This window comes from Rhodovulum sp. BSW8 (assembly GCF_003314725.1).
Lineage (GTDB): Bacteria > Pseudomonadota > Alphaproteobacteria > Rhodobacterales > Rhodobacteraceae > Rhodovulum > Rhodovulum visakhapatnamense.
In genome coordinates, this window is record NZ_QNVX01000002.1 from 13,631 (window position 1) to 32,878 (window position 19,248).

The following is a 19,248-nucleotide window of genomic DNA, read 5'->3' on the forward strand; positions in this document are numbered from 1 at the left end:
GGGTCAGCCCTCCCTGCGGGGATTGAGGATGTCGCGCAGCGAGTCGCCGATGAGGTTGATCGAGACGATCAGGATGAGAAGCGCGAGGCCGGGATAGAAGCTGATCCAGTAATCGCCCGACAGCAGGTATTCGTAGCCGTTCGAGACCAGCAGCCCCAGCGAGGGCTCGGTCACCGGCAGCCCGATGCCCAGAAAGCTCAGCGTGGCTTCCAGCATGATCGCATAGGCCACGCGCATGGTGGCCACGACGATCAGCGGCGGCAGGCAGTTCGGCAGGATATGGCGAAAGAGGATCCGCCGGTCGGGCAGCGCCATCGAGCGGGCGGCATCGACATAGGCGCGCTTGCGTTCCACCAGCGCCGAGCCGCGGACGGTGCGCGCGTAATAGGCCCATTGGGTGACGACGAGCGCGAGGATGATCTTGTCGACGCCCTGCCCGAGGATCGCGAGGAAGATCAGCGCGATCAGGATCGCCGGAAAGCTGAGCTGGATGTCGACGATCCGCATCAGGAAGGCGTCGGTCCGCCCGCCCGCATAGGCGCTGAACAGCCCCACCGAGGCGCCGATGGCCAGCGCGATGGCGGCACTCGCGATCCCCACCAGAAGGCTGGTCCTCAGCCCGAACAGGATCGCGCTGAACAGGTCGCGGCCCTGATCGTCGGTCCCCAGCAGGTAGACCATGCCGGTCATGCTTTGCGATCCAGGCGCGAGCCGCCCATCCATGATGTCGAGCTGGGCGAGATCATAGGGGTCCTGCGGCGCGATCTGCGGCGCGGCGACCGCGCCGATCACCAGAAGGGCGACGATGACGATGCCGATCAGCGCCAGCGGGTCGCGCAGAAGCGCGCCCAGTGTCTGCCGGAAGGGCGACGCCGACGGCGGCGCTGCCTCGGCGCCGCGACGGGCCCAAGATGCGGGTTCGGATGCCTCGGTCATGTCAGTTGCCCTCCAGCCGGACGCGCGGATCGACGATGGAATACAGGATGTCGACGGCGAGGTTGATGACGCTGAACATCACGACCGTGATCATCAGGTAGGCCAGGATCACCGGCCGGTCGAGCACGGCGATCGAATCGATGATCAGCTTGCCCATGCCGGGCCAGGCAAAGATCGTTTCCGTCACCACCGCGAAGGCGATCAGCGATCCAAGCTCCAGCCCGATCACCGTGATCAGCGGAATAAGCGTGTTCTTCAGCACATGGACAAGCACGATGCGTGCTTCGGGCAGGCCCTTGGCGCGGGCGAAGCGCACGAAATCGAGCTGCAGGGTCTCGAGCACGCCCGCCCGGGTGATGCGGATCACCAGCGAGATCTTGAACAGCGCGAGATTGAAGGCAGGCAGTGCGATATGGGCCAGCCCGTCGAGGGTGAACAGGCTCAGCGGCACACCGAACACGTCGACCGTGTCGCCGCGTCCTGACGAGGGCAGCCAGCCCAGCTGGACCGCGAAGACCATGATCATCACCAGCCCGATCCAGAAGGTCGGCAGCGAGAAGCCGAGGATCGAGAAGGCCATGATCGCCTTCGCAAGTCCCCCGTTCGGCCTGAGCCCGGCATAGATCCCCAGCGGCAGCCCGAGCGCCAGCGCCATGACCAGGGCCGCTGCCGCCAGTTCCAGCGTCGCGGGCATCCGTTGCAGGATCAGATGCAGCGCGGGCTGGTTGTAGACGAAGGAATTGCCCAGATCGCCCGACAGCGCGTTCCTGAGGAAAATCCCGTACTGCACCCAGACCGGCTGATCGAGCCCGAAGGACCGGATCACCTCCAGCCGCTCGGCGGGGGTCGCCGTGGGGCTCAGCAGCACGTCGACCGGGTTGCCCACCATGTGCAGACCGCCGAAGACCAGCACCGACATGACGAACAGCGTCACCAGCGTCTGCAGCAGCCGGCTGAAGAGATATCCGCTCATTCCGCCTTCCCTTTCTGCGTCCCCGCGCCCGGCCCGCGATGTCCGGCCCGGCCCGCCGCGGCGATCCTCTCGGATACCAGCGCGATATAGCCCGGCTCGTCCACCCCGGTCATGACCGCCACACGCGGCGACGGCGCGGCGAAATCTGCGAAGGTCTGACCGTTGGCCGGGCCGGTCAGCTGAACCTCGACCCGGGCCGGACGCCCGGTGAACAGCCCCGGCCGCAGCAGCCAGGCCACGGTCATCGCGTCGTGCAGCGGCCCGCCCAGACGGCCATACCGGGCCGGGTCGCTGCGGTCGTATTCGGTCAAGAGATTGGCCAGCGCCCGCCCGCCCTCGCTGCCGCTGGCGCGGAAGGCCGCGACATGGCGTTCGGTGAAAAGGGCCTTGGTGGTCACGTCCAGCGGGAACAGCACCAGCGGCACGCCCGAGTCGAAGACGATTGCGGCCGCATGCGGGTCGGCCAGCATGTTGAACTCGGCCCAGCGGCTGGCATGGCCCGGCGCCTGGAAGGTTCCCCCCATGCAGACGATCCGGCGGATGCCCCGCGCCACTTCCGGATGCAGCCGCAGCGCCAGCGCGATATTGGTCAGCGGCCCGATGGCACAGATCGTCAGCGGGGACTGGGTCCGCGCCGCCGCCCGGGCCATGCGCGCAATGAAGCGCACGGCATTCTCGGCCGCGGGCTCGACCCGGCCCATCCCGACCAGGTGGGCCGGAAAGGCGCCTATCTCGGCATACTTGCCGAAGATCTGATCGCGCAGAAGCGGCGCCCGCGCCCCGGCCATCACCGGCACATCCGGGCGCCTCGCCAGCCCGACGATCCGGCAGGCATTGGTCAGCGTCGCCGACAGCGTGACATTGCCCGCAACCGTCGTGACCCCAAGCACATCGAGCTCGGGCGAGCCCAGCGCCATCAGGATCGCCGCTGCGTCATCGACACCCGGATCGCAGTCGATGATGATCCGGGTGGGGCTCATGCGGCGCCACGCATCTCGTACTGTGTCAGAAGCCCCAGATAGAGATCGATGACGCCCTCGGCATCCACCTTGAGGACGATATCTGCATTGGCGGGCGCGCCCGACTGGCCGTACCAGTCGGCCACGGTCTGGCCGAGGCAAAGCGGGCTTTCGGTTTCGACGAAGATCCGGGCGGGACGGGTCTCGAACAGGTCGGGACGCAGCAGGAAGGCGGTGACCAGCGGGTCGTGCAGCGGCCCCCCGCGCGTGCCGTAACGCTTCGGGTCGTTGCGGTCCCAGGACGCCATCAGCCCCGCCATCGCCGCCGAAATCCGTCCGCTGGCCCCCACGAACCGGGCCACATGCTCTGGGCGCAGGATCACCTGATGGGTGGCATCCAGCCCAAGCACGGTCATCGGCAGCCCGGCGGCAAACACGACCGCGGCCGCATGCGGATCGGCCAGCATGTTGAATTCGGAGGTCAGCGACCGGTTGCCGGGCGCATGGAACGCCCCGCCCATCATCACGACCCGCTCGATGCCTCCGGCGATGTCGGGCGCGATCCGCAGCGCCAGTGCCAGGTTGGTCAGCGGCCCCAGACAGCACAGCGTGATCCTGGGCCCCTCCTCCCGCACCGCGCGGCCCAGATGATCGATCAGCGCCTCGACCGCGCCGGTCGGCTCGGGCCGCTTCTGCGGCTCGGGCAGCCGCGCCGCGCCAAGCCCGGTCTCGCCATGAAAAAGCCCGTGGATCGGCTCTCGGCACAGCGGCCTTGGGGCGCCCGGATGCACCGGAATACCGTCCCGTCCCGCCAGTTCGCAGATCTGCAGCGCATTGCGCAGCGTCCGCTCCAGCGGCTGGTTGCCGCAGACGGTCAGGATCGCGCGAATATCGAGCTCGGGCGCGACGAAGGCACCCAAAAGCGCGATGCTGTCGTCGATTCCGGGATCGCAGTCGAAGATGACTGGAAGAGAAGCCGTCATGGTCGTGTCGTCCATTGGAAAGTGCGTCCCGGCCGGGCCGGTCTACAGCGCGCCGATGGCGCCAAGCGCCTCGGCCAGATCGTCGCGGGCCGCCGCGTCGAGCGGCGCCTGCGGGGCAACCGGGTCGCCCACGTCGAACCCCTGCAACTGCAGCGCGGCCTTGATGCAGGCCGCCAGCGAATGGCGGGCGAAAAGCTCGTTGATGCGCCAGAGCGGGCGCTGCAGGTCCATCGCCCGCGCCCAGTCGCCCGCGCGGGCCGCGTCGTACAGCGCGATGCTCTGCTCGGGCACGATGCAGGCCGGACCCGCCATCCAGCCGACGCCGCCAATCAGCATCACGCAGGCCGGGATATGGGCCGAGGCGGCGAAGACCTCGATCCGGTCGCCGCAGCGGTTCAGGATCGACAGAAGCCGCCCGGTATTGGACGAGGCATCCTTGATGTAGCGGATGTTCGGCACCCGGCTCAGGCGGTCGATCACCGGCAACGTCAGATCGGAACGCTGGAAGTTCGGATTGGTGTAAAGCACCACCGGCAGGCCCCCGGCGGCTTCGGCGATGGCTGTGAAATAGGCCTCGACGCCCGCCTCGCCGACCGGGAAATAGGCCTCGAGGATCGCCAGGATGCCATCGGCCCCGGCGGCGACCATGGCCCGGGTCTGCGCCACCGCATCTGCCGTCGAGGTGGACGCCACGCCCGGCACCACCGGCACCCGGCCCTTCGCCGCGCGGATCGTGGCCGTCGCGACGGCAAGCCGCTGATCGTTCGAGAGATAGGCGAACTCGCCGGTGCTGCCGAGCGGCGCGAGCCCGTGAACGCCCGCCGCGATCAGCCGCTCGACAAGCGCGGCCAGAACGTCCTCCCGGATCCCGCCCGAGGCGTCGAGCGGGGAGACCAGATAGGGAAAGACGCCGCGAAAGGCCCGGCCCGCATCCGCGCTCATTCCGGACGGACCTCATAGGCCAGCGTATAGCCGTCGGAGCGGCCAGGATAGCTCAGCCCGTTTTCCAGCGCCCAGGTATTGGCGAGGTAGAAGACCGGGATCACCCCGAGATCGGTCATCGCGATGCGGGTCGCCTTCTGCAGCAGCTCGCGGCGGGCGTCATCGTCGAGGGTCTGGCGCGCCTGCTGCAGGGTCGCGTCGAACTCGGGGTTCGAATAGCGGCCGCGATTGCCGCGCCCGGCGCTGTCGCCATAGCTTTCCAGAAGCGGCCCCAGCACGCCCGAGGCCTCGCCGGTCTCGACCGCGGCCCCGCCCATGATGAAGCTGAATTCGAGGTTCGAGGCGCGCGAGAAATAGACGCTGGCGGGGAGCGTCTCGACCGAGGTGTCGATGCCGATCCGGCTGAAGAACTGGCCGATGGCCTGGGCCACGCGGCTGTCATTGGGATAGCGGTCGTTCGAGGCGTGGAAGGTCAGCTTGAAGCCGTCCGGATAGCCGGCCTCGGCCAGCAGCTCCTTCGCCTTTGCCGGATCGTAGGGATCGACCGCGATCGACGGATCGTAGCCGAAATAGCCCTCGGGCACGAGCTGGCCCGCGGGCACGCCCTGGCCGTCCATGATCCGGTCGACGATGGCCTCTCGGTTCAGCGACAGCGACAGCGCGCGGCGGACCCGTTCGTCGCGAAGGGGGTTCTTGCCGTCGGGCCCCGTGGCAAAGGGCGAGACCTCGCGGCCCTGATCCATGTGCAGATACATCACCCGGTTGCCCGCGACCGAGACCACCCTGAGATCGTCGGAAGTTTTCAGGCGGCGGGTATCGGCGGTCGGGATGCTCTCGATCATGTCGACATCGCCCGACAGCATCGCCGCGACCCGGGCGCTGTTGTTCTTGAAGATCTTGAAGGTCACGTCTTCCCAGGCGGCGGGACCGGCCCAGTACGCGTCGTTGCGGGCGACCTTCACCTCGCTGTCCGGCACCCAGGACACGAACTTGAACGGCCCGGTGCCGATCACGCCCTTGCCCGCGTTCATCTCTTCGGTCGTGACCTCGGCATCCTCGGCGGGCAGCATCGCGATCCGGCTGAGATCGTTCGGCAAGAGCGGGGTCGGTTCGGCCGTGGTGATGCGCACGGTCAGCGGGTCGACCGCCGCGACCGAGGTGATCGCCTTGACATAGGGCATGAAGGAACTCGGGCTGTTCCTCGAGGCCATGGGCACCCGGTTGAGGCTGGCCACCACGTCCTCGGCGGTGAAAGCGCTGCCATCGTGGAAGGTCACGCCCTCGCGCAGGCTGAATTCCCAGGTGGTGTCGTCGATCACCCGCCAGGACACCGCCAGCGCGGGCTGGATCTGCTGCTTGTCGTCCTGGTTCACCAGCCCGTCGAAGATGTTCCGCGCCATCGCGCTGTTCGGGCCGACGACATAGAATTGCGGGTCCATCGAAGTGGTCGAAGCCGCCAGACCGATGGTCAGCGCCTGCGCCGAAACGAGGCTGGGCGCGAGGGTGGCGCAGGCCGCGAGGATGGCCGCCGAGGCAACGCGTTTCATCCGGGAACTCCTCCGATTCACAAGGGCGCCCTGCATCCTCCACGCCGGGCCGACCAAAAATTAGCGATTTCGTGAATCGGCATGAAATTGTATTTAGTGTCTTCATCATGCCCTAATGTTATACAGGAGCAAGATCATGCGATTGCGGCACAGGCAGATCGAGGCCTTCCGAAGCGTGATGATGACCGGCGGCATCACCTCGGCCGCCACGGCGATGCACGTCACCCAACCCGCGGTGAGTCGGCTGATCCGCGACCTCGAGGACACCATCGGGCTTTCGCTCTTTCAGCGGCGCGGCGCCCGGCTCGACCCGACGCCCGAGGCGACGCTGCTGTATCGCGAGGTCGAACGGCTTTACCTCGGGCTCGACCAGATCGCCCAGGCCGCCGAGGACATCCGCGACCACAAGAACGTCGTGATCCGGATCGGCACCGTCACCTCGCTGGTGCGTCCCTACCTGCAGCGCGCCATCCGCGAGGTGATCGGCGACCGCCGCGACGTGCCGCTGGTGATCGATGTCGAGAACAGCCGCCACATCTGGGACATGGTCGAGAATGCGCAATACGATATCGGCTTCGTCTATCGCCGCCAGCGCATGGATCCCCGCGCCCAGCGCCTGCGCCAGATGACGGCGGTCGCGGCGGTGCCGCCCGGCCATGCGCTGGCCGGACGCGCAGTCTGCGTCCCCGACGATCTCGCGGGCGAGAGGCTGCTGATTCCGGGACGGAACTCGCCGGTCAGGCTTGCACTCGACACCGCGCTGGCCCAGGCCACCGCCGCGCCGGCAAGTCTCGTCGAAAGCTCGATGCTGAACTGCTGCCATTTCGCGGCCGACGGAATGGGCATCGCGATCGTCGACGAAATCTCGATTCGCGCGGCCGGAGTCGCCCTGGTCGGCATTCCTTTCCTGCCGGAAATCGGCGTCGGCTATTACGCGATCCGTCCGCCGGGGGCGCATCGCATTGCCATTCTCGACGCCATCGTGCGGCATGTGCAGGGCCAGCTGGCCGCGCCCGCCAATGACTGACGGCACAGATTGACGGCACAGACTGGGGGCACAGACTGGGGCGCTGGGTCGCGCGAAACCGGTTCCCTCCGCCGTCCGACATCACTAGGCTGCAAGCACATGATTTGCGTCAAGGATCGCGGGCCAGAGCGCTGCGATGCTCGGCGTCAGGCGGAGAGGTGCCGAAGCGATGTATGCCAATATTCTTGTTCCCGTGGCGGTGGACCATGCGCCCGATCTGGCCGATGTGCTGGAGATTGCGCGGCGGCTGCGTGCCACGGACGGGACGATCACGGTCTTGACCGTGGCCGAGGCGATCCCGCCCTACATGGCGCAATATCTGCCCGAAGGGCAGGAAGAAGAGACCCGCGCGGCGATCAGGACGGAACTGACCGGCGCGCTGGCGGGCGTCGGCGATGTCGAGATCCGGGTGGTGACCGGCCATGCCGGGATGACCATCGTCGACTATGCCGAACGCCATGGCGTCGATTGCATCGTGATGCATTCGCACCGGCCCGAACTGAAGGACTATTTCCTCGGCTCGACCGCCGCCCGCGTGGTGCGCCACGCGCACTGCGCCGTTCACGTCGTGCGCTGAGCGCCCCCAGACCCAGGAAGATCGGAGACGACCATGCCCCAGATCACCCCCCAGGCAGACCTGCAGACCATCATCACCACCTTCGACGTGACGCCCGGCACCTGTCAGGACCTGCTGGACGAGTTGCAGGCGGCGCTGGCCGAGTTCATCTCGAAGCAGCCGGGCTTCATCGGCGCGGCGCTGCATGTGAACGACGCCCAGACCCGGATCGCGAATTATTCGCAATGGCGGCGGCGCGAGGATTTCCAGGCGATGCTGCGCAGCGCCGAGATGCGGGTGCGCACCCGGCGCTTTGCCGACCTGTGCAAGAGCTTCGAGCCGGTGATGTACGAGGTCGCCGCCAGCTACGACTGACGCCGCAGCGCCAGCGGCGGTCAACCTTCCGCTAACGCTTTGGGGTCAAGCCTGAGGCCTGAGACGCGCATCACCGTGTGAGGCAAAAGGGGATGTTGCCATGACACCCGTCCTTCCCGCCGCTGCGGCGGCTCTGGCGCTGTGCCTGTCGCCGGGCGCGACCTGGGCTCAGGATCTTCTGGAAGAATACGTGGCCATTATCGGCCCTCAGGATCTTTACAATTCCAAGGGGGCGCGGCTGACCGCGCCCTGGCAGGTGCTGCGACAGGACCGCGCCAATTTCCACCGTTTCGGGCGACGCGACCCCGGCGACCGGGGCGACCGCTTCTTCGCCAGCGCCGAGAACCGCGGTGCCATGGAACAGATGGTGATGCGCGGCAGCATCGACCCGGCCGCCGCACGCGATCTGATGGCCGGGGGCGCCACCGTGGTGGTGCGCATCTGGGGCCAGAACGGGCGCGGCGATCGCGTCACGGTCGGCGTGTCGCGCTGAGCGCCAGCGCCTTGGCGACCGCCGCCGCCTCGCGCAGCAGCCGCATGGCGTGACGGCCGGGTGGCCCCGCCGGGCGCGCGGGGCTGTCGGCCTCGGCCTCGATCCCGGCCCGCCGCGCCAGAAACAGCGCCCGGGGCGCGTGGTAGCCATCGGTGACCAGCGTCACCCGCGCGATGCCCCGCGCCGCGAGGATCGGGCGGCAGAAAGCCAGGTTCTCGGCGGTGGTCCGCGCCCGGCTCTCGCAGATCAGCCGGTCGGGCGGCACCCCCGCCGCCCGGCAGATCGCCACGATCGCCTCGGCCTCGCCGCCCGCGCCCGAGGCCAGGATCAACGCCTCGGGGGCCGCGCGCCACAGGGCCGCCGCATGCTCGGCCCGGCGGATCAGCGCCGGACCCGGCTGGCCGGGCGCCCGCATCGCCGCCCCGAGAACGAGAAAGGCTCTGGTCATGCCCCGAGCCTGCCGCGCCCGGGCGGCGCCGTCAATTCGCGCGCCGGTCCCGGGCCGGGCCAGACGGCTTGCGGCCCCGGCGCGCCGGGCTATTTGCCAACCATGGTCCTGCTGCCCGAGGATGTCCGCGCCTATCCCCGTCCGCCCGCGCTCGAACCCGTTGGCGAGACGCTTGAGGTCGTGTTCGGCGGCGCGCTTGTCGCGCGGACCCGGCGCGGTCTGCGGGTGCTCGAAACCCATCACGCGCCGACCTATTACTTTCCGCCCGAAGACGTGGCGCCCGGGGTGCTGCGGCCAGGTGCGGGGCGCAGCTTTTGCGAATGGAAGGGCCGCGCCGCCTATTTCGACCTGACGGCAGGCGGTTCCACCGCGCCGGGTGCGGCCTGGGGCTATCCCGACCCGACGCCCGCCTTCGCGGCACTCAGGGACCATGTCGCCTTCTATGCCGGGCGGGTCGAGGCCTGCCGGGTCGGCGGAGTGGTCGCAACCCCGCAGCCGGGCGGGTTCTATGGCGGCTGGGTGACGCCGAACCTGTCGGGCATCGTCAAGGGCGGGCCCGGCACCGAGGGCTGGTAGCCCTCAGTCGGCCAGCGCGGCCAGAACTTCCAGGGCCAGCGCGTCGATCTCGTCCGAGGCGGGGCCCTTGCGGGCGGCCTCCTGCACCCCGAGGCCCCGGCCCAGCGTTTCGGCATAGGTCACGCGGTTGGCCAGCCGCACGGCCGCCAGCCCCGCATCCATGCCGCCCGCTGTCTCGGCCACCTCGGCGGCAAGCCGGGTATTGGCCTTCAGCCGGTTCAGCACCACGATCGCAGGCTTGTCCTCGCGCCGGGCCAGATCCAGCACGCCCTCGGTCGCCCACAGATCGACATGCGAGGCCGCGACCGGCACCAGCACCAGATCGGCGGCACGGAGCGCCGGGCGCAGATCGCTGTCGGCCTTGGGCGGCGTGTCGATCAGCACCACGTCATGGCCGCGCGCGAGCTTCGCGGTCTCGTAGCCGACGCCCCAGGCCGAGGCGGTCGAGAATTCCATGTCGGGCGCCTCGCGCCCTTCCAGCCGGGCCATGAACCACCGGCCAAGGCTGCCCTGCGGATCGGTGTCGATCAGCGCAACGGCCATGCCCCGGCGCCGGAACGCCACGGCGAGATTGGCCGCAAGCGTGGTCTTGCCCGACCCGCCCTTCTGCTGGGCGATGGTGATGATCGTGCCCGCCATGTGCTCCCCCCGTCTGCCATGCCGCGGCGCAGAATACCGCAGCGCGCAAGGATGCACAGCCCCAATCCGCGCGGAGCAGGTCCACCCGAAAGGGCCTTTCTGTGCCGCCCCGGCCACAACGGCGGACACGCCGCATGCCCCTGCGTCAGGCCGGGCGCGGGGTCGGCCGCCCCGTGCTAGGCTCGCGCCAGGCTCGCGCTTAACCCAGGGTTAACCATGTTTGACCGAAGCTTGCGGCGAAAGGAGCCCGCGATGTGCCCCGGCCTCCCCCCTGCGTCCCGCCCGCAGCACGGCGCCCGGATCGCCCCGGCGGCCCTTGCGGCAGCCGTCGTCCTCACTCTTGCCGACCCGCAACCGGCCTCGGCCGGGGCCTGGCTGAAGGAGAAGGGTGCGGGGCTTCTGTCCTTTTCCTACGAGGCGGATCGCGACCGGACCTATGGCAGCCAATGGGGCTATGGATCGCTTTATGGCGAATACGGGCTGACGCCCAAGCTGACGCTGGGGCTCGACGCGGGCCAGGGCGATGACGCCGACGACTGGAAAGCCATCCTGTTCCTGCGGTTCCGGTCCGGGATCGGCTGGCTGCCGGGGCGGCTCGCGACCGAATTCGGCGCCGGGGCGGCGGGCGCGCCGGGCGGGCTGACCGAACCGGTGATCCGGACGGGCCTGAGCTGGGGCACCGGCTTCACGACCGCCGATGGCAGCGGCTGGATCAATCTGGACGCCCGCACCGATACCCGCCCGCAAAGCGCGCTGGTCGATTACAAGCTCGACATCACGCTGGGCGTCATGCCCAACCCGCGCACCCAGCTGACGCTGGAACTGTGGGGCGAGGATACCGCCACCGAACCACGGACGGTGAAGCTGTCGCCCGCCATCTCGCGCCGGATCGGCAAGGGCACCTGGCTGCGGCTGGGGGGAATCGTCGGGATCCATAACGACCCGTCGATCGGCATGGTGATCGGCAGCCGGATCGAATTCTAACCGCTTCTGGCAACAGTGCGCGCCCTTCGGCGGTCGCTGTCTCCGGCATCAAGGGCAATCGCGCGAGGGCTTTGACGCCCCTCCGGCGCTCTGGCAAACTGACCTTGTCTATCTGCGTCTTGGTGGGGGCCATGGCAGATGTGACCGGACCGAAAGGAACGATCGCATGGGAACCCACTACGGTGGAACCTCCAGCTTTGTCCCGCCGCAGGCCCTGGCCGCGTCTTTTGCCGCCGCGCCGCAACCGGCGATGCGCCGCTACGAAGTGCGGGGGATGACCCCGGACGGGACCCCGCAGGACTTTGCCCGCGCCATGCCCGCCGACCCGCATGTCGACGAGGCATTCTGCGCCTTTGCACACGGCACGCTGATCGCCACCCCGCAAGGCCCGGTCGCGGTCGAGGATCTGGCGCCCGGCATGACCGTCGAGACCGCCGGGGCGGGGCCGCAACCCCTGCTTTGGGTCGGGTCGACCATGCTGGCCCCGCCGACCGACCGGCGCGGCGAGATCCCGGTTCTGACCCGGATCACCGCCGACAGCCTGGGGTTGGGGCGGCCGATGCCCGATCTGGTGCTGGGGCCCCGGGCGCGGATGCTGGTGCGCCATCCGGGCTGCCGCGCCCTGACCGGGGCCGAGGCGGCCTTCGCCCCCGCCACCGGCTTTGTCGACGGCATGGCGCTGATCGCGCTGCGCGTCGTGCGGCCGACCCGCGTCTTCCATCTTGCGCTGAGCGGCCAGCAGGTGCTGCTGGCCAACGGGGTCGAGGTGGAAAGCTATCACCCCGGCGAGAACGCCAGCCTCCTGATCGACAATGGCAACCGGATGCGGTTCCTGTCGCTCTTTCCCCATGTCAGCGGATTCTCGGGATTCGGCGCGATGCCGGTGCCGCGCCTGAACGCCTTCGAACTGGACGGGCTGAACGCCGCCTGAGCCTTGCCGCCGCAGGAACGGGCCGACCGTCGGCCCGGGACCCCTTGTTAAAGCGACCTTGCTCAGGCGCTATTGCTCAGGCGCTCTTGCTAAGCCGTGCCTCGAGCACGTCGAAGGGCACGCCCGGTTCATCCTTGGCGCAGCGGATCACCAGCGAGGTCTTGACGCTGGCCACGTTCTCGGCGGCGGTCAGTTCCTCGGTCAGGAAGCTCTGGAAGGTCGAGAGGTCGGGCGCCACGCATTTCAGGATGAAATCGACCTCGCCGTTCAGCATGTGACATTCGCGGACCAGCGGCCAGGCACGGCAGCGCGCCTCGAATCGGGACAGATCGGCCTCGGCCTGGCTTTGCAGACCGACCATGGCGAAGACCTGAACCTCGAAGCCAAGCTCACGGGTGTTGATATCGGCATGATAGCCGCGAATGAACCCGGCCTCTTCCAAGGTGCGCACACGGCGCAGGCAGGGCGGCGCCGAAATCCCGACCCGTCGGGCCAGTTCGACATTGGTCATCCGCCCGTCGGCCTGCAGCTCGGCAAGAATCTTGCGGTCGATGGCGTCAAGTCGGCTGCCGGGCATGGCTGCTCCTTCGGTTCTTTTTTCGCGGATCATATGCCTGCACGCCACTCCGCGCAATAATATTTCCCGGCCGCGCAAGATTTCTAAACTTCCCGGGCCTGACCCGCAACGCAGATCGCGATCCGCGGGCCGGCAGGGCCGACGGGACCGCATCGGCACCCGTAGCGCCAGCCGGACCGGGCGGCAATACCGAAAACCGGTCGAACAGGCTCGAATCGCTTGCCGCAACGAGATCATTCGGCAAAGCTTGCCGTAGGGGTATGCTAGGGGGTACATCCCGTTTCGGGAAAATTTTTATCTTTGCAGCCCCTTCCATTTTTGTAGGAAGGAACATCATTATGAGCACGAAAAGCGCCCTCAAGGGGGCAACCACGGCCATCTGCATTCTGTTTGGCGCCGGCGCCTCCAGCGCTGCCGTCATCGACCTCGGCTTTGTGCTGGACGGGTCGGGCAGCGTGAGCTCCTCGGACTTCAGCAGCGCGGCTTCGGCCCTGTCGGCCGCTCTGTCGCAAATCCCGACCAGCGGCGAGAACCAGTACCGCGTGGCGGTGACCTCTTACGGCTACGGGTCCTATACGGCTGTGCCGCCGACGATCGTGACCGCCTCCAACATCGGCTCGATCCAGGCCCAGGTGCTGACGGCCTACAAGGACAGCGGCGGCACCGACACCGCCGGGGCCATCACCTACATCACCAATCTCTTCACCAACGACGGCGGGCTGGGCGCCACCAGCCTGATCAACATTACCACGGACGGGTCTCCGAACTCGCAATCCGCCACCGAAGCCGCCGCGCTGGCCGCGAATGTGGCGGGCATCGACGGGATCAGCTTCGAGGCGGTCGGCAGCGGCGTCAGCAGTTCGTCCGCGCAAGGGGACATGGCGCGGATCGCGGGGCTTGGCACCAGCGGTGACGCGGATGCCGGGGTGATCGCGACCGATCTCGACAACCTGCCGAACGCGACGACGACGGGCTTCGTGATCCCGGTCGCCAATTTCACCGCCTATGGCGCGGCGATCGAGGCGAAGATCGGTCAGGTGATCGACGATACCGGCGGCAATACCGGCGTGGTTCCGCTGCCGGCGGCGATGCCGATGCTGCTGGCCGGACTCGGCGCCTTCGGCTTCCTCCGCCGCCGCGGCGCCGCGGCCTGAGACAGCCGTCGGCCCGTCCCGCAACCGGGGCGGGGCCGAACGGCCTGAACGCAACATCGGAAGGCCCGCGTCACCGCGCGGGCCTTTCCTTTCTTCGGTCCGGTCCGCAGGCGACCGTCACTCGGCCCGTTCGATCCGGACGAAAAGCTCGCGCTCGGCGACCCAGACGCCTTGGGACGACACCACCTCGGCCTGGGTCAGCCCGTCATGGTTGGCTGGCGCCGTTGCCGGAGCGACATCGCGCGAGGGCCAGATCCAGGCCCCGCAGGGCCGCCGCGCGCCGCAGGCTGCCCGGCCCGCCTCGGCAAAGGTGGCCTCGTCGCGCGGACCGTCGCAGACCACCACCGAGATGATCCGGGAACTGTCCAGAACCGCGCAATGCTCGGGCATCGTCACGGAAACGGTCTGTTGAGCGGTATCCCCGGTATCCCCGCCCGCGGCGTCCTGAGCCCGTGCCGCAGGTGCCGCGGCCAATGCCAGGGCGATCGCCATAATAACTCGATCCATCGAAAATCCTTCCCCCACTTGCGCAAAGCCCGGCCCGAAGCCACGTTTGCCATCCCCCATGGCCCCATTTATAAACGTCCGGGCATCAGAAAGGTATCTGCAAGTGACCAAGCAAAGACATGTCCGCGTGCTGATCATCGGGTCGGGCCCGGCGGGCTATACCGCCGCCGTCTATGCCTCGCGCGCAATGCTGGACCCGGTGCTGATCCAGGGCATCCAGCCCGGCGGCCAACTGACCATCACCACCGAGGTCGAGAACTGGCCCGGCGAGACCGAGATCCAGGGCCCCGATCTGATGGTCAAGATGGAAGCCCATGCCCGCGCCATGGGCGCCGAGATCGTGTCCGACTACATCTCGCGGCTCGATCTGTCGAAACGGCCCTTCACCGCCTTTGCCGACAGCGGCACCACCTACACCTGCGACGCGGTGATCCTCGCGACCGGCGCCCAGGCGAAATGGCTGGGCCTGCCCTCCGAAGAGAAATTCAAGGGCTTCGGCGTCTCGGCCTGCGCCACCTGCGACGGTTTCTTCTATCGCGGCCAGGAGGTTGCGGTGATCGGCGGCGGCAATGCGGCCGTGGAAGAAGCGCTGTTCCTGACCAATTTCGCCTCGAAAGTCACGCTGATCCACCGCCGCGACTCGCTGCGCGCCGAAAAGGTTCTGCAGAAACGGCTGTTCAACAATCCCAAGGTCGAGGTCCTGTGGGACCACAATCTCGACGAGGTTCTGGGCAGCGAGACGCCGCTGGGCGTCGAGGGCATCCGGGTCAGACATGTCGAGACCGGCGAGACCCGCGAGATCGCCTGCAAGGGCGTCTTCATCGCCATCGGCCACGCCCCTGCCTCCGAGCTGGTGAAGGATCAGCTTGAAACCCACATGGGCGGCTATGTGGTGACCAGGCCCGACTCGACCGCCACCTCGATCCCGGGCGTCTTCGCCGCGGGCGATCTGACCGACCACAAGTACCGTCAGGCGGTGACCTCGGCTGGCATGGGCTGCATGGCGGCGCTGGAGGCCGAACGCTTCCTTGCCGAAGCCGGGCTCGACGAGGGCAAGGACATGACCCTGCCGCTTGGCCATGGCGCGGAGGTTCCGCAGGAGGCGTGATCGCGTTCAAGGGTATCGTCTGGCGGATCCTGCCCGCCGAGCGGGCGGCCGCGCCCTGCGCCCCGGTCCAGAGCCCCGAGGGGCGGTTCCACCATTCGGGTCAGGCCGTGCTTTACGCCTCGCTTACGCCCGAGGGCGCGGGCGTGGCCATCGCCCGCTATCTTGGGCCCGGTGCCGCCGCGCGGATGATCCAGCCGCTTTCGGTCTCGGCCGAGCGGCTGGTCGATTTGCGCGCCCTGCCCGATCCGACCCGGGCCTCGGTCGTGTGGCAGGATATCCGCGCCCTTGGCAGCCCCTCGCCCACCTGGGCCTTTTCCGACGCCGCGCGCGCCCGCAACGCTCAGGGCATGCTGTACCCGTCGCGCAGCCGACCCGAGCTGACCCATCTGGTGCTGTTCGACCCGGCGCCCCCTCTGGTGGCGCCCGCAGGAGAGGCCCGCCCCTGGCCCGAACGGATGCCCGAACTGTCGACCGAGCCCTGAACCGCCACGCCGTCCCGGCACGACTGTTCCGCGATGGACGGCGCCGACAAGACCCTGTTTCCCGGGCACTGCCAATCTGCGGAAAAAAACGCATATACTGTCGAAAATGCGGCGTGCCTAACCTTTTTGGGAGATTCCCGGGGCAATGGCTTGCAACGCGCGCGGGTTGCGGGATAAGCCGCACCCGACCCGGGCCACGGCCCGCCCTGCCGCGCATTCCGCATGATTCTCCAGGTCCAGTTATGTCGATTTCAAATCTCGCTCCGATCCCCGAACTTTATGTCTCGTATGAAAGCGCCCAGAAGCTGAAGGTCGAAGCGGGCGACCTGCCCAGCTGGGATCTGACGCCGCGCCAGATCTGCGATCTGGAACTTCTGATGAATGGCGGGTTCAACCCGCTGAAGGGCTTTCTCGATCAGGCCGATTACGACAGCGTGGTCGAACGGATGCGGCTCGAGGACGGCACGCTCTGGCCGATGCCGATCACGCTCGACGTCTCGACCGAGTTCGCCGACAAGATCGAGATCGGGCAGGACATCGCGCTGCGCGACCAGGAAGGCGTGATCCTCGGCACCATGACCGTGACCTCGCGCTGGGAACCCGACAAGCATCGCGAAGCGGAAAAGGTCTTCGGCGCCGACGATCTGGCGCATCCGGCGGTCTATTACCTGCACCATACCGCGGGCCGGATCTATCTGGGCGGCCCGGTCACCGGCATCCAGCCCCCCGTGCATTACGATTTCCGCGCCCGCCGCGACACCCCGAACGAGCTGCGCGCCTATTTCCGCAAGCTGGGCTGGCGCCGGATCGTGGCGTTCCAGACCCGGAACCCGCTGCACCGCGCCCACCAGGAACTGACCTTCCGCGCCGCCCGCGAGGCCCAGGCGAACCTGCTGATCCATCCGGTCGTCGGCATGACGAAACCCGGCGATGTCGATCACTTCACCCGGGTCCGCTGCTACGAGGCGGTGCTGGACAAGTACCCGCAGGCCACCACCACGATGAGCCTTCTGAACCTCGCGATGCGGATGGCCGGTCCGCGCGAGGCGGTCTGGCACGGGCTGATCCGCAAGAACCACGGCTGCACCCATTTCATCGTCGGCCGCGACCATGCCGGCCCGGGCAAGAACTCGGCCGGCGAGGATTTCTACGGCCCCTATGACGCGCAGGAGCTGTTCCGCCAGCACCAGGACGAGATCGGCATCGAGATGGTCGATTTCCGCCACATGGTCTATGTGCAGGAGCGCGCCCAGTACGAACCCGCCGACGAGATCGAGGACGGCGTGACCGTTCTGAACATCTCGGGCACGGAACTGCGGCGCCGTCTGGCCGAGGGGCTGGAGATCCCGGAATGGTTCTCCTTCCCCGAGGTCGTGTCCGAGCTGCGCAAGACCCGCCCCGCGCGGTCGAAACAAGGCTTTACCGTGTTCTTCACCGGGCTTTCGGGGTCCGGCAAGTCGACCATCGCCAACGCGGTGATGGTCAAGCTGATGGAGATGGGCGGCCGTCCGGTGACGCTTCTGGATGGCGACGTGGTGCGCAAGCACCTGTCCTCGGAACTGGGCTTCTCGAAGGAACATCGCGACATCAACATCCGCCGGATCGGCTATGTCGCCTCCGAGATCACCAAGAATGGCGGCATCGCCATCTGCGCGCCGATCGCGCCCTATTCGGCGACCCGGCGCGGGGTGCGCGAGATGATCGAGGCCTATGGCGCCTTCTGCGAGGTGCATGTGGCCACCCCGCTGGAGGAATGCGAGAAGCGCGACCGCAAGGGGCTCTACAAGCTCGCCCGCGAAGGCAAGATCAAGGAATTCACCGGTATCTCGGACCCTTACGAGGCGCCCGAGACGCCCGAGCTTCGGGTCGACACCACCGGGATCGACGTCGACAATTGCGCCCAGCAGGTGATCCTCAAGCTCGAACAGATGGGCCTGATCGCCGGTCGCTGAGGCCCGGCAGAACGCAAGACAGACGCGCCGCCCCGTCACGGGCGGCGCGTTTCCGTTTCGGCCCGCCCCGCCGCGCCCCATGCCGGCATCGCGCCGGGGGACGGCCTGACCGAGGCGAAGGCTGCCCGCGGTCAATATCGCCGTGCTGGGCCAGGCCGGGCCGCTGACCTGCAAAGCCCTGCTGTTCGCGGCCCCGTTGCGCACCGCGGATCCGGACTTTGCCGGGGAGCCGTTCGTGGCAGAACCGCCCCCCGGCCCGCTTGGGCCGAGGATCCGAGGATTGCTCCCCCCCTCTTCAGGCCTGCGTCTTCGGCGCCGCCTGTCCGCAAGGCGACACGATCGAGGCGTTGCTGGCGCTGCCCGAAGGCGAGCCGACCCTCTTCGCCAAGAGCGCCCCGCTGGTCAGGAGCGTGCGCTTGTCGCTGACCAACGATGTCGCGCGGCCCTCGCCATCGCAGCAGTGCAAGGGGATCTGGCCGGTGCCCTCGCTTTACGGCCCAGGCTCCCAAGCGATCTGGCGAACGCTTCATGCGCGCTGCGGGCGCGACTTCGGCCGTTCACTCGGCATTGACCGGCCTGTCGATCACTTGCGGCGCTCTCTCTGTTTCAAAACGGGCCGGTTCTTCGCCGCCTGCACGATCTGGTCTTCCAGCCGCTCGCCCCCCCGGCGCAATCAGGTCGCCTTGCCGCCGGCGGTCCATGCCGAGGACGGCGGGCGGCCCGGGTCCCGGCGGAACGGGCTCGACGGCGATGTCACCTGGTGTTGGCAGCCGCGGCCCCCATTTCCCTGCGCGGCAAAGCGACCCGGCCATGGCGGCCCTGGCGCTGCAGGGAATCCGAGGACGGCGCGCCGGTCGCGCCGCAGGCGTGCTGGGTCCGGCCGAGCGCGACCTGAGCGAGCGGCTTCGGCATCCTGGCACGTCGTGAGGACAGCGCCGGGGTATTTGGGCCAGGAAGAAGGACGGGGGTGCGCGCGGGCAAGGCCCGCGGGAAGGGCGTTTGCCGGGCACGGGTACGCGCGGGACGGGTGTTCTTTTCAGGCGGCTCGTGTTGCCCGGTGTAAGGCGATGGCCTAATGCTTCGAAAAACCGGGAACAGG

The 19,248-nt window shown here is 68.2% G+C and carries 21 protein-coding genes; 11 read left to right on the forward strand and 10 right to left on the reverse strand.

From position 1 onward, the window contains the following. Positions 1–3: 3 nt before the first annotated feature. Genes DSD19_RS00305 through DSD19_RS00330 form a run of 6 tightly spaced genes read right to left on the reverse strand, consistent with a single transcriptional unit; the run spans position 4 to position 6,340 of the window. Positions 4–936, reverse strand: coding sequence for an ABC transporter permease (locus DSD19_RS00305; protein ID WP_113668130.1), 933 nt, complete (start codon positions 934–936; stop codon positions 4–6). Between the two features lies 1 nt (position 937). Further along, complete coding sequence (locus tag DSD19_RS00310) at positions 938–1,909, reverse strand: ABC transporter permease (RefSeq protein WP_113668131.1); 972 nt, start codon at positions 1,907–1,909, stop codon at positions 938–940. After that, positions 1,906–2,889, reverse strand: a complete 984-nt coding sequence (locus tag DSD19_RS00315; RefSeq protein WP_075786990.1) for a nucleoside hydrolase — start codon at positions 2,887–2,889, stop codon at positions 1,906–1,908. Before DSD19_RS00315 ends, DSD19_RS00310 begins: the two co-directional genes overlap by 4 nt. Continuing rightward, entirely contained in the window at positions 2,886–3,851 is a 966-nt protein-coding gene (locus tag DSD19_RS00320) for a nucleoside hydrolase (RefSeq protein ID WP_113668159.1), read from the reverse strand. Before DSD19_RS00320 ends, DSD19_RS00315 begins: the two co-directional genes overlap by 4 nt. Before the next feature lie 42 nt (positions 3,852–3,893). After that, the gene (locus DSD19_RS00325; protein WP_113668132.1) at positions 3,894–4,793 is read right to left on the reverse strand and encodes a dihydrodipicolinate synthase family protein; all 900 of its coding nucleotides are present in this window, start codon (positions 4,791–4,793) and stop codon (positions 3,894–3,896) included. After that, complete coding sequence (locus tag DSD19_RS00330; RefSeq protein ID WP_113668133.1) at positions 4,790–6,340, reverse strand: ABC transporter substrate-binding protein; 1,551 nt, start codon at positions 6,338–6,340, stop codon at positions 4,790–4,792. The genes DSD19_RS00325 and DSD19_RS00330 overlap by 4 nt, the downstream gene beginning before the upstream one ends. 136 nt (positions 6,341–6,476) lie before the next feature. On the opposite strand from DSD19_RS00330, the gene DSD19_RS00335 reads away from it, so the two are divergent. From DSD19_RS00335 to DSD19_RS00350, 4 genes are all read left to right on the forward strand, one after another. After that, positions 6,477–7,367 (forward strand): LysR family transcriptional regulator, encoded by an 891-nt coding sequence (locus DSD19_RS00335; protein ID WP_113668134.1) that lies wholly within the window; start codon positions 6,477–6,479, stop codon positions 7,365–7,367. Between the two features lie 169 nt (positions 7,368–7,536). Continuing rightward, positions 7,537–7,944, forward strand: coding sequence for a universal stress protein (locus DSD19_RS00340; protein ID WP_075786994.1), 408 nt, complete (start codon positions 7,537–7,539; stop codon positions 7,942–7,944). A 33-nt stretch (positions 7,945–7,977) separates the two neighbouring features. After that, complete coding sequence (locus DSD19_RS00345) at positions 7,978–8,298, forward strand: antibiotic biosynthesis monooxygenase (RefSeq protein ID WP_075786995.1); 321 nt, start codon at positions 7,978–7,980, stop codon at positions 8,296–8,298. A gap of 100 nt (positions 8,299–8,398) precedes the next feature. Next, positions 8,399–8,791 (forward strand): hypothetical protein, encoded by a 393-nt coding sequence (locus DSD19_RS00350; protein WP_075786996.1) that lies wholly within the window; start codon positions 8,399–8,401, stop codon positions 8,789–8,791. Here DSD19_RS00350 and DSD19_RS00355 read toward each other — a convergent pair. Beyond that, a complete protein-coding gene (locus DSD19_RS00355; protein ID WP_075786997.1) occupies positions 8,769–9,239 on the reverse strand; it encodes a YdcF family protein in 471 nt (156 codons plus the stop codon). The genes DSD19_RS00350 and DSD19_RS00355 overlap by 23 nt on opposite strands. A gap of 102 nt (positions 9,240–9,341) precedes the next feature. On the opposite strand from DSD19_RS00355, the gene DSD19_RS00360 reads away from it, so the two are divergent. After that, entirely contained in the window at positions 9,342–9,815 is a 474-nt protein-coding gene (locus DSD19_RS00360; protein ID WP_113668135.1) for a DUF427 domain-containing protein, read from the forward strand. Between the two features lie 3 nt (positions 9,816–9,818). Here DSD19_RS00360 and parA read toward each other — a convergent pair whose 3' ends face one another. Then, on the reverse strand, positions 9,819–10,454 hold the full coding sequence (gene parA, locus DSD19_RS00365) for a ParA family partition ATPase (protein WP_113668136.1): 636 nt from the start codon (positions 10,452–10,454) through the stop codon (positions 9,819–9,821). A 252-nt stretch (positions 10,455–10,706) separates the two neighbouring features. Between parA and DSD19_RS00370 the strand changes: the two genes are divergently transcribed. Then, positions 10,707–11,438, forward strand: a complete 732-nt coding sequence (locus DSD19_RS00370) for a hypothetical protein (RefSeq protein ID WP_113668137.1) — start codon at positions 10,707–10,709, stop codon at positions 11,436–11,438. Positions 11,439–11,604: 166 nt separating this feature from the next. Further along, positions 11,605–12,369, forward strand: coding sequence for a Hint domain-containing protein (locus DSD19_RS00375; protein WP_113668138.1), 765 nt, complete (start codon positions 11,605–11,607; stop codon positions 12,367–12,369). Between the two features lie 76 nt (positions 12,370–12,445). Here the strand turns inward: DSD19_RS00375 and DSD19_RS00380 are convergent, their stop codons facing one another. Beyond that, positions 12,446–12,946, reverse strand: a complete 501-nt coding sequence (locus DSD19_RS00380; RefSeq protein ID WP_108028493.1) for an Lrp/AsnC family transcriptional regulator — start codon at positions 12,944–12,946, stop codon at positions 12,446–12,448. Positions 12,947–13,284: 338 nt separating this feature from the next. Between DSD19_RS00380 and DSD19_RS00385 the strand changes: the two genes are divergently transcribed. Further along, positions 13,285–14,100, forward strand: a complete 816-nt coding sequence (locus tag DSD19_RS00385) for a VPLPA-CTERM sorting domain-containing protein (RefSeq protein ID WP_075787002.1) — start codon at positions 13,285–13,287, stop codon at positions 14,098–14,100. 117 nt (positions 14,101–14,217) lie between these two features. Here the strand turns inward: DSD19_RS00385 and DSD19_RS00390 are convergent, their stop codons facing one another. Continuing rightward, positions 14,218–14,607 carry a hypothetical protein gene (locus DSD19_RS00390; protein ID WP_133260334.1) on the reverse strand — a complete coding sequence of 130 codons (390 nt, stop codon included), beginning with the start codon at positions 14,605–14,607 and terminating at the stop codon, positions 14,218–14,220. A gap of 103 nt (positions 14,608–14,710) precedes the next feature. Here DSD19_RS00390 and trxB point away from each other — a divergent pair, with 103 nt between their 5' ends. The 3 genes from trxB to DSD19_RS00405 all read left to right on the forward strand — a co-directional run bounded on the left by trxB (position 14,711) and on the right by DSD19_RS00405 (position 18,149). Further along, on the forward strand, positions 14,711–15,715 hold the full coding sequence (gene trxB, locus DSD19_RS00395) for a thioredoxin-disulfide reductase (RefSeq protein WP_075787004.1): 1,005 nt from the start codon (positions 14,711–14,713) through the stop codon (positions 15,713–15,715). Continuing rightward, positions 15,712–16,197 carry an RES family NAD+ phosphorylase gene (locus DSD19_RS00400; RefSeq protein ID WP_113668141.1) on the forward strand — a complete coding sequence of 162 codons (486 nt, stop codon included), beginning with the start codon at positions 15,712–15,714 and terminating at the stop codon, positions 16,195–16,197. Before trxB ends, DSD19_RS00400 begins: the two co-directional genes overlap by 4 nt. Positions 16,198–16,439: 242 nt before the next feature. Next, positions 16,440–18,149 (forward strand): bifunctional sulfate adenylyltransferase/adenylylsulfate kinase, encoded by a 1,710-nt coding sequence (locus DSD19_RS00405; protein ID WP_113668142.1) that lies wholly within the window; start codon positions 16,440–16,442, stop codon positions 18,147–18,149. Positions 18,150–19,248: the final 1,099 nt, after the last annotated feature.

What these genes read in the sequence shown, in the direction of transcription:
- DSD19_RS00305 (WP_113668130.1), bottom strand. Translation starts at nt 936, where the DNA reads ATGACCGAGGCATCCGAACCCGCATCTTGGGCCCGTCGCGGCGCCGAG.
- DSD19_RS00310 (WP_113668131.1), bottom strand. Translation starts at nt 1,909, where the DNA reads ATGAGCGGATATCTCTTCAGCCGGCTGCTGCAGACGCTGGTGACGCTG.
- DSD19_RS00315 (WP_075786990.1), bottom strand. Translation starts at nt 2,889, where the DNA reads ATGAGCCCCACCCGGATCATCATCGACTGCGATCCGGGTGTCGATGAC.
- DSD19_RS00320 (WP_113668159.1), bottom strand. Translation starts at nt 3,851, where the DNA reads ATGACGGCTTCTCTTCCAGTCATCTTCGACTGCGATCCCGGAATCGAC.
- DSD19_RS00325 (WP_113668132.1), bottom strand. Translation starts at nt 4,793, where the DNA reads ATGAGCGCGGATGCGGGCCGGGCCTTTCGCGGCGTCTTTCCCTATCTG.
- DSD19_RS00330 (WP_113668133.1), bottom strand. Translation starts at nt 6,340, where the DNA reads ATGAAACGCGTTGCCTCGGCGGCCATCCTCGCGGCCTGCGCCACCCTC.
- DSD19_RS00335 (WP_113668134.1), top strand. Translation starts at nt 6,477, where the DNA reads ATGCGATTGCGGCACAGGCAGATCGAGGCCTTCCGAAGCGTGATGATG.
- DSD19_RS00340 (WP_075786994.1), top strand. Translation starts at nt 7,537, where the DNA reads ATGTATGCCAATATTCTTGTTCCCGTGGCGGTGGACCATGCGCCCGAT.
- DSD19_RS00345 (WP_075786995.1), top strand. Translation starts at nt 7,978, where the DNA reads ATGCCCCAGATCACCCCCCAGGCAGACCTGCAGACCATCATCACCACC.
- DSD19_RS00350 (WP_075786996.1), top strand. Translation starts at nt 8,399, where the DNA reads ATGACACCCGTCCTTCCCGCCGCTGCGGCGGCTCTGGCGCTGTGCCTG.
- DSD19_RS00355 (WP_075786997.1), bottom strand. Translation starts at nt 9,239, where the DNA reads ATGACCAGAGCCTTTCTCGTTCTCGGGGCGGCGATGCGGGCGCCCGGC.
- DSD19_RS00360 (WP_113668135.1), top strand. Translation starts at nt 9,342, where the DNA reads ATGGTCCTGCTGCCCGAGGATGTCCGCGCCTATCCCCGTCCGCCCGCG.
- parA (WP_113668136.1), bottom strand. Translation starts at nt 10,454, where the DNA reads ATGGCGGGCACGATCATCACCATCGCCCAGCAGAAGGGCGGGTCGGGC.
- DSD19_RS00370 (WP_113668137.1), top strand. Translation starts at nt 10,707, where the DNA reads ATGTGCCCCGGCCTCCCCCCTGCGTCCCGCCCGCAGCACGGCGCCCGG.
- DSD19_RS00375 (WP_113668138.1), top strand. Translation starts at nt 11,605, where the DNA reads ATGGGAACCCACTACGGTGGAACCTCCAGCTTTGTCCCGCCGCAGGCC.
- DSD19_RS00380 (WP_108028493.1), bottom strand. Translation starts at nt 12,946, where the DNA reads ATGCCCGGCAGCCGACTTGACGCCATCGACCGCAAGATTCTTGCCGAG.
- DSD19_RS00385 (WP_075787002.1), top strand. Translation starts at nt 13,285, where the DNA reads ATGAGCACGAAAAGCGCCCTCAAGGGGGCAACCACGGCCATCTGCATT.
- DSD19_RS00390 (WP_133260334.1), bottom strand. Translation starts at nt 14,607, where the DNA reads ATGGATCGAGTTATTATGGCGATCGCCCTGGCATTGGCCGCGGCACCT.
- DSD19_RS00405 (WP_113668142.1), top strand. Translation starts at nt 16,440, where the DNA reads ATGTCGATTTCAAATCTCGCTCCGATCCCCGAACTTTATGTCTCGTAT.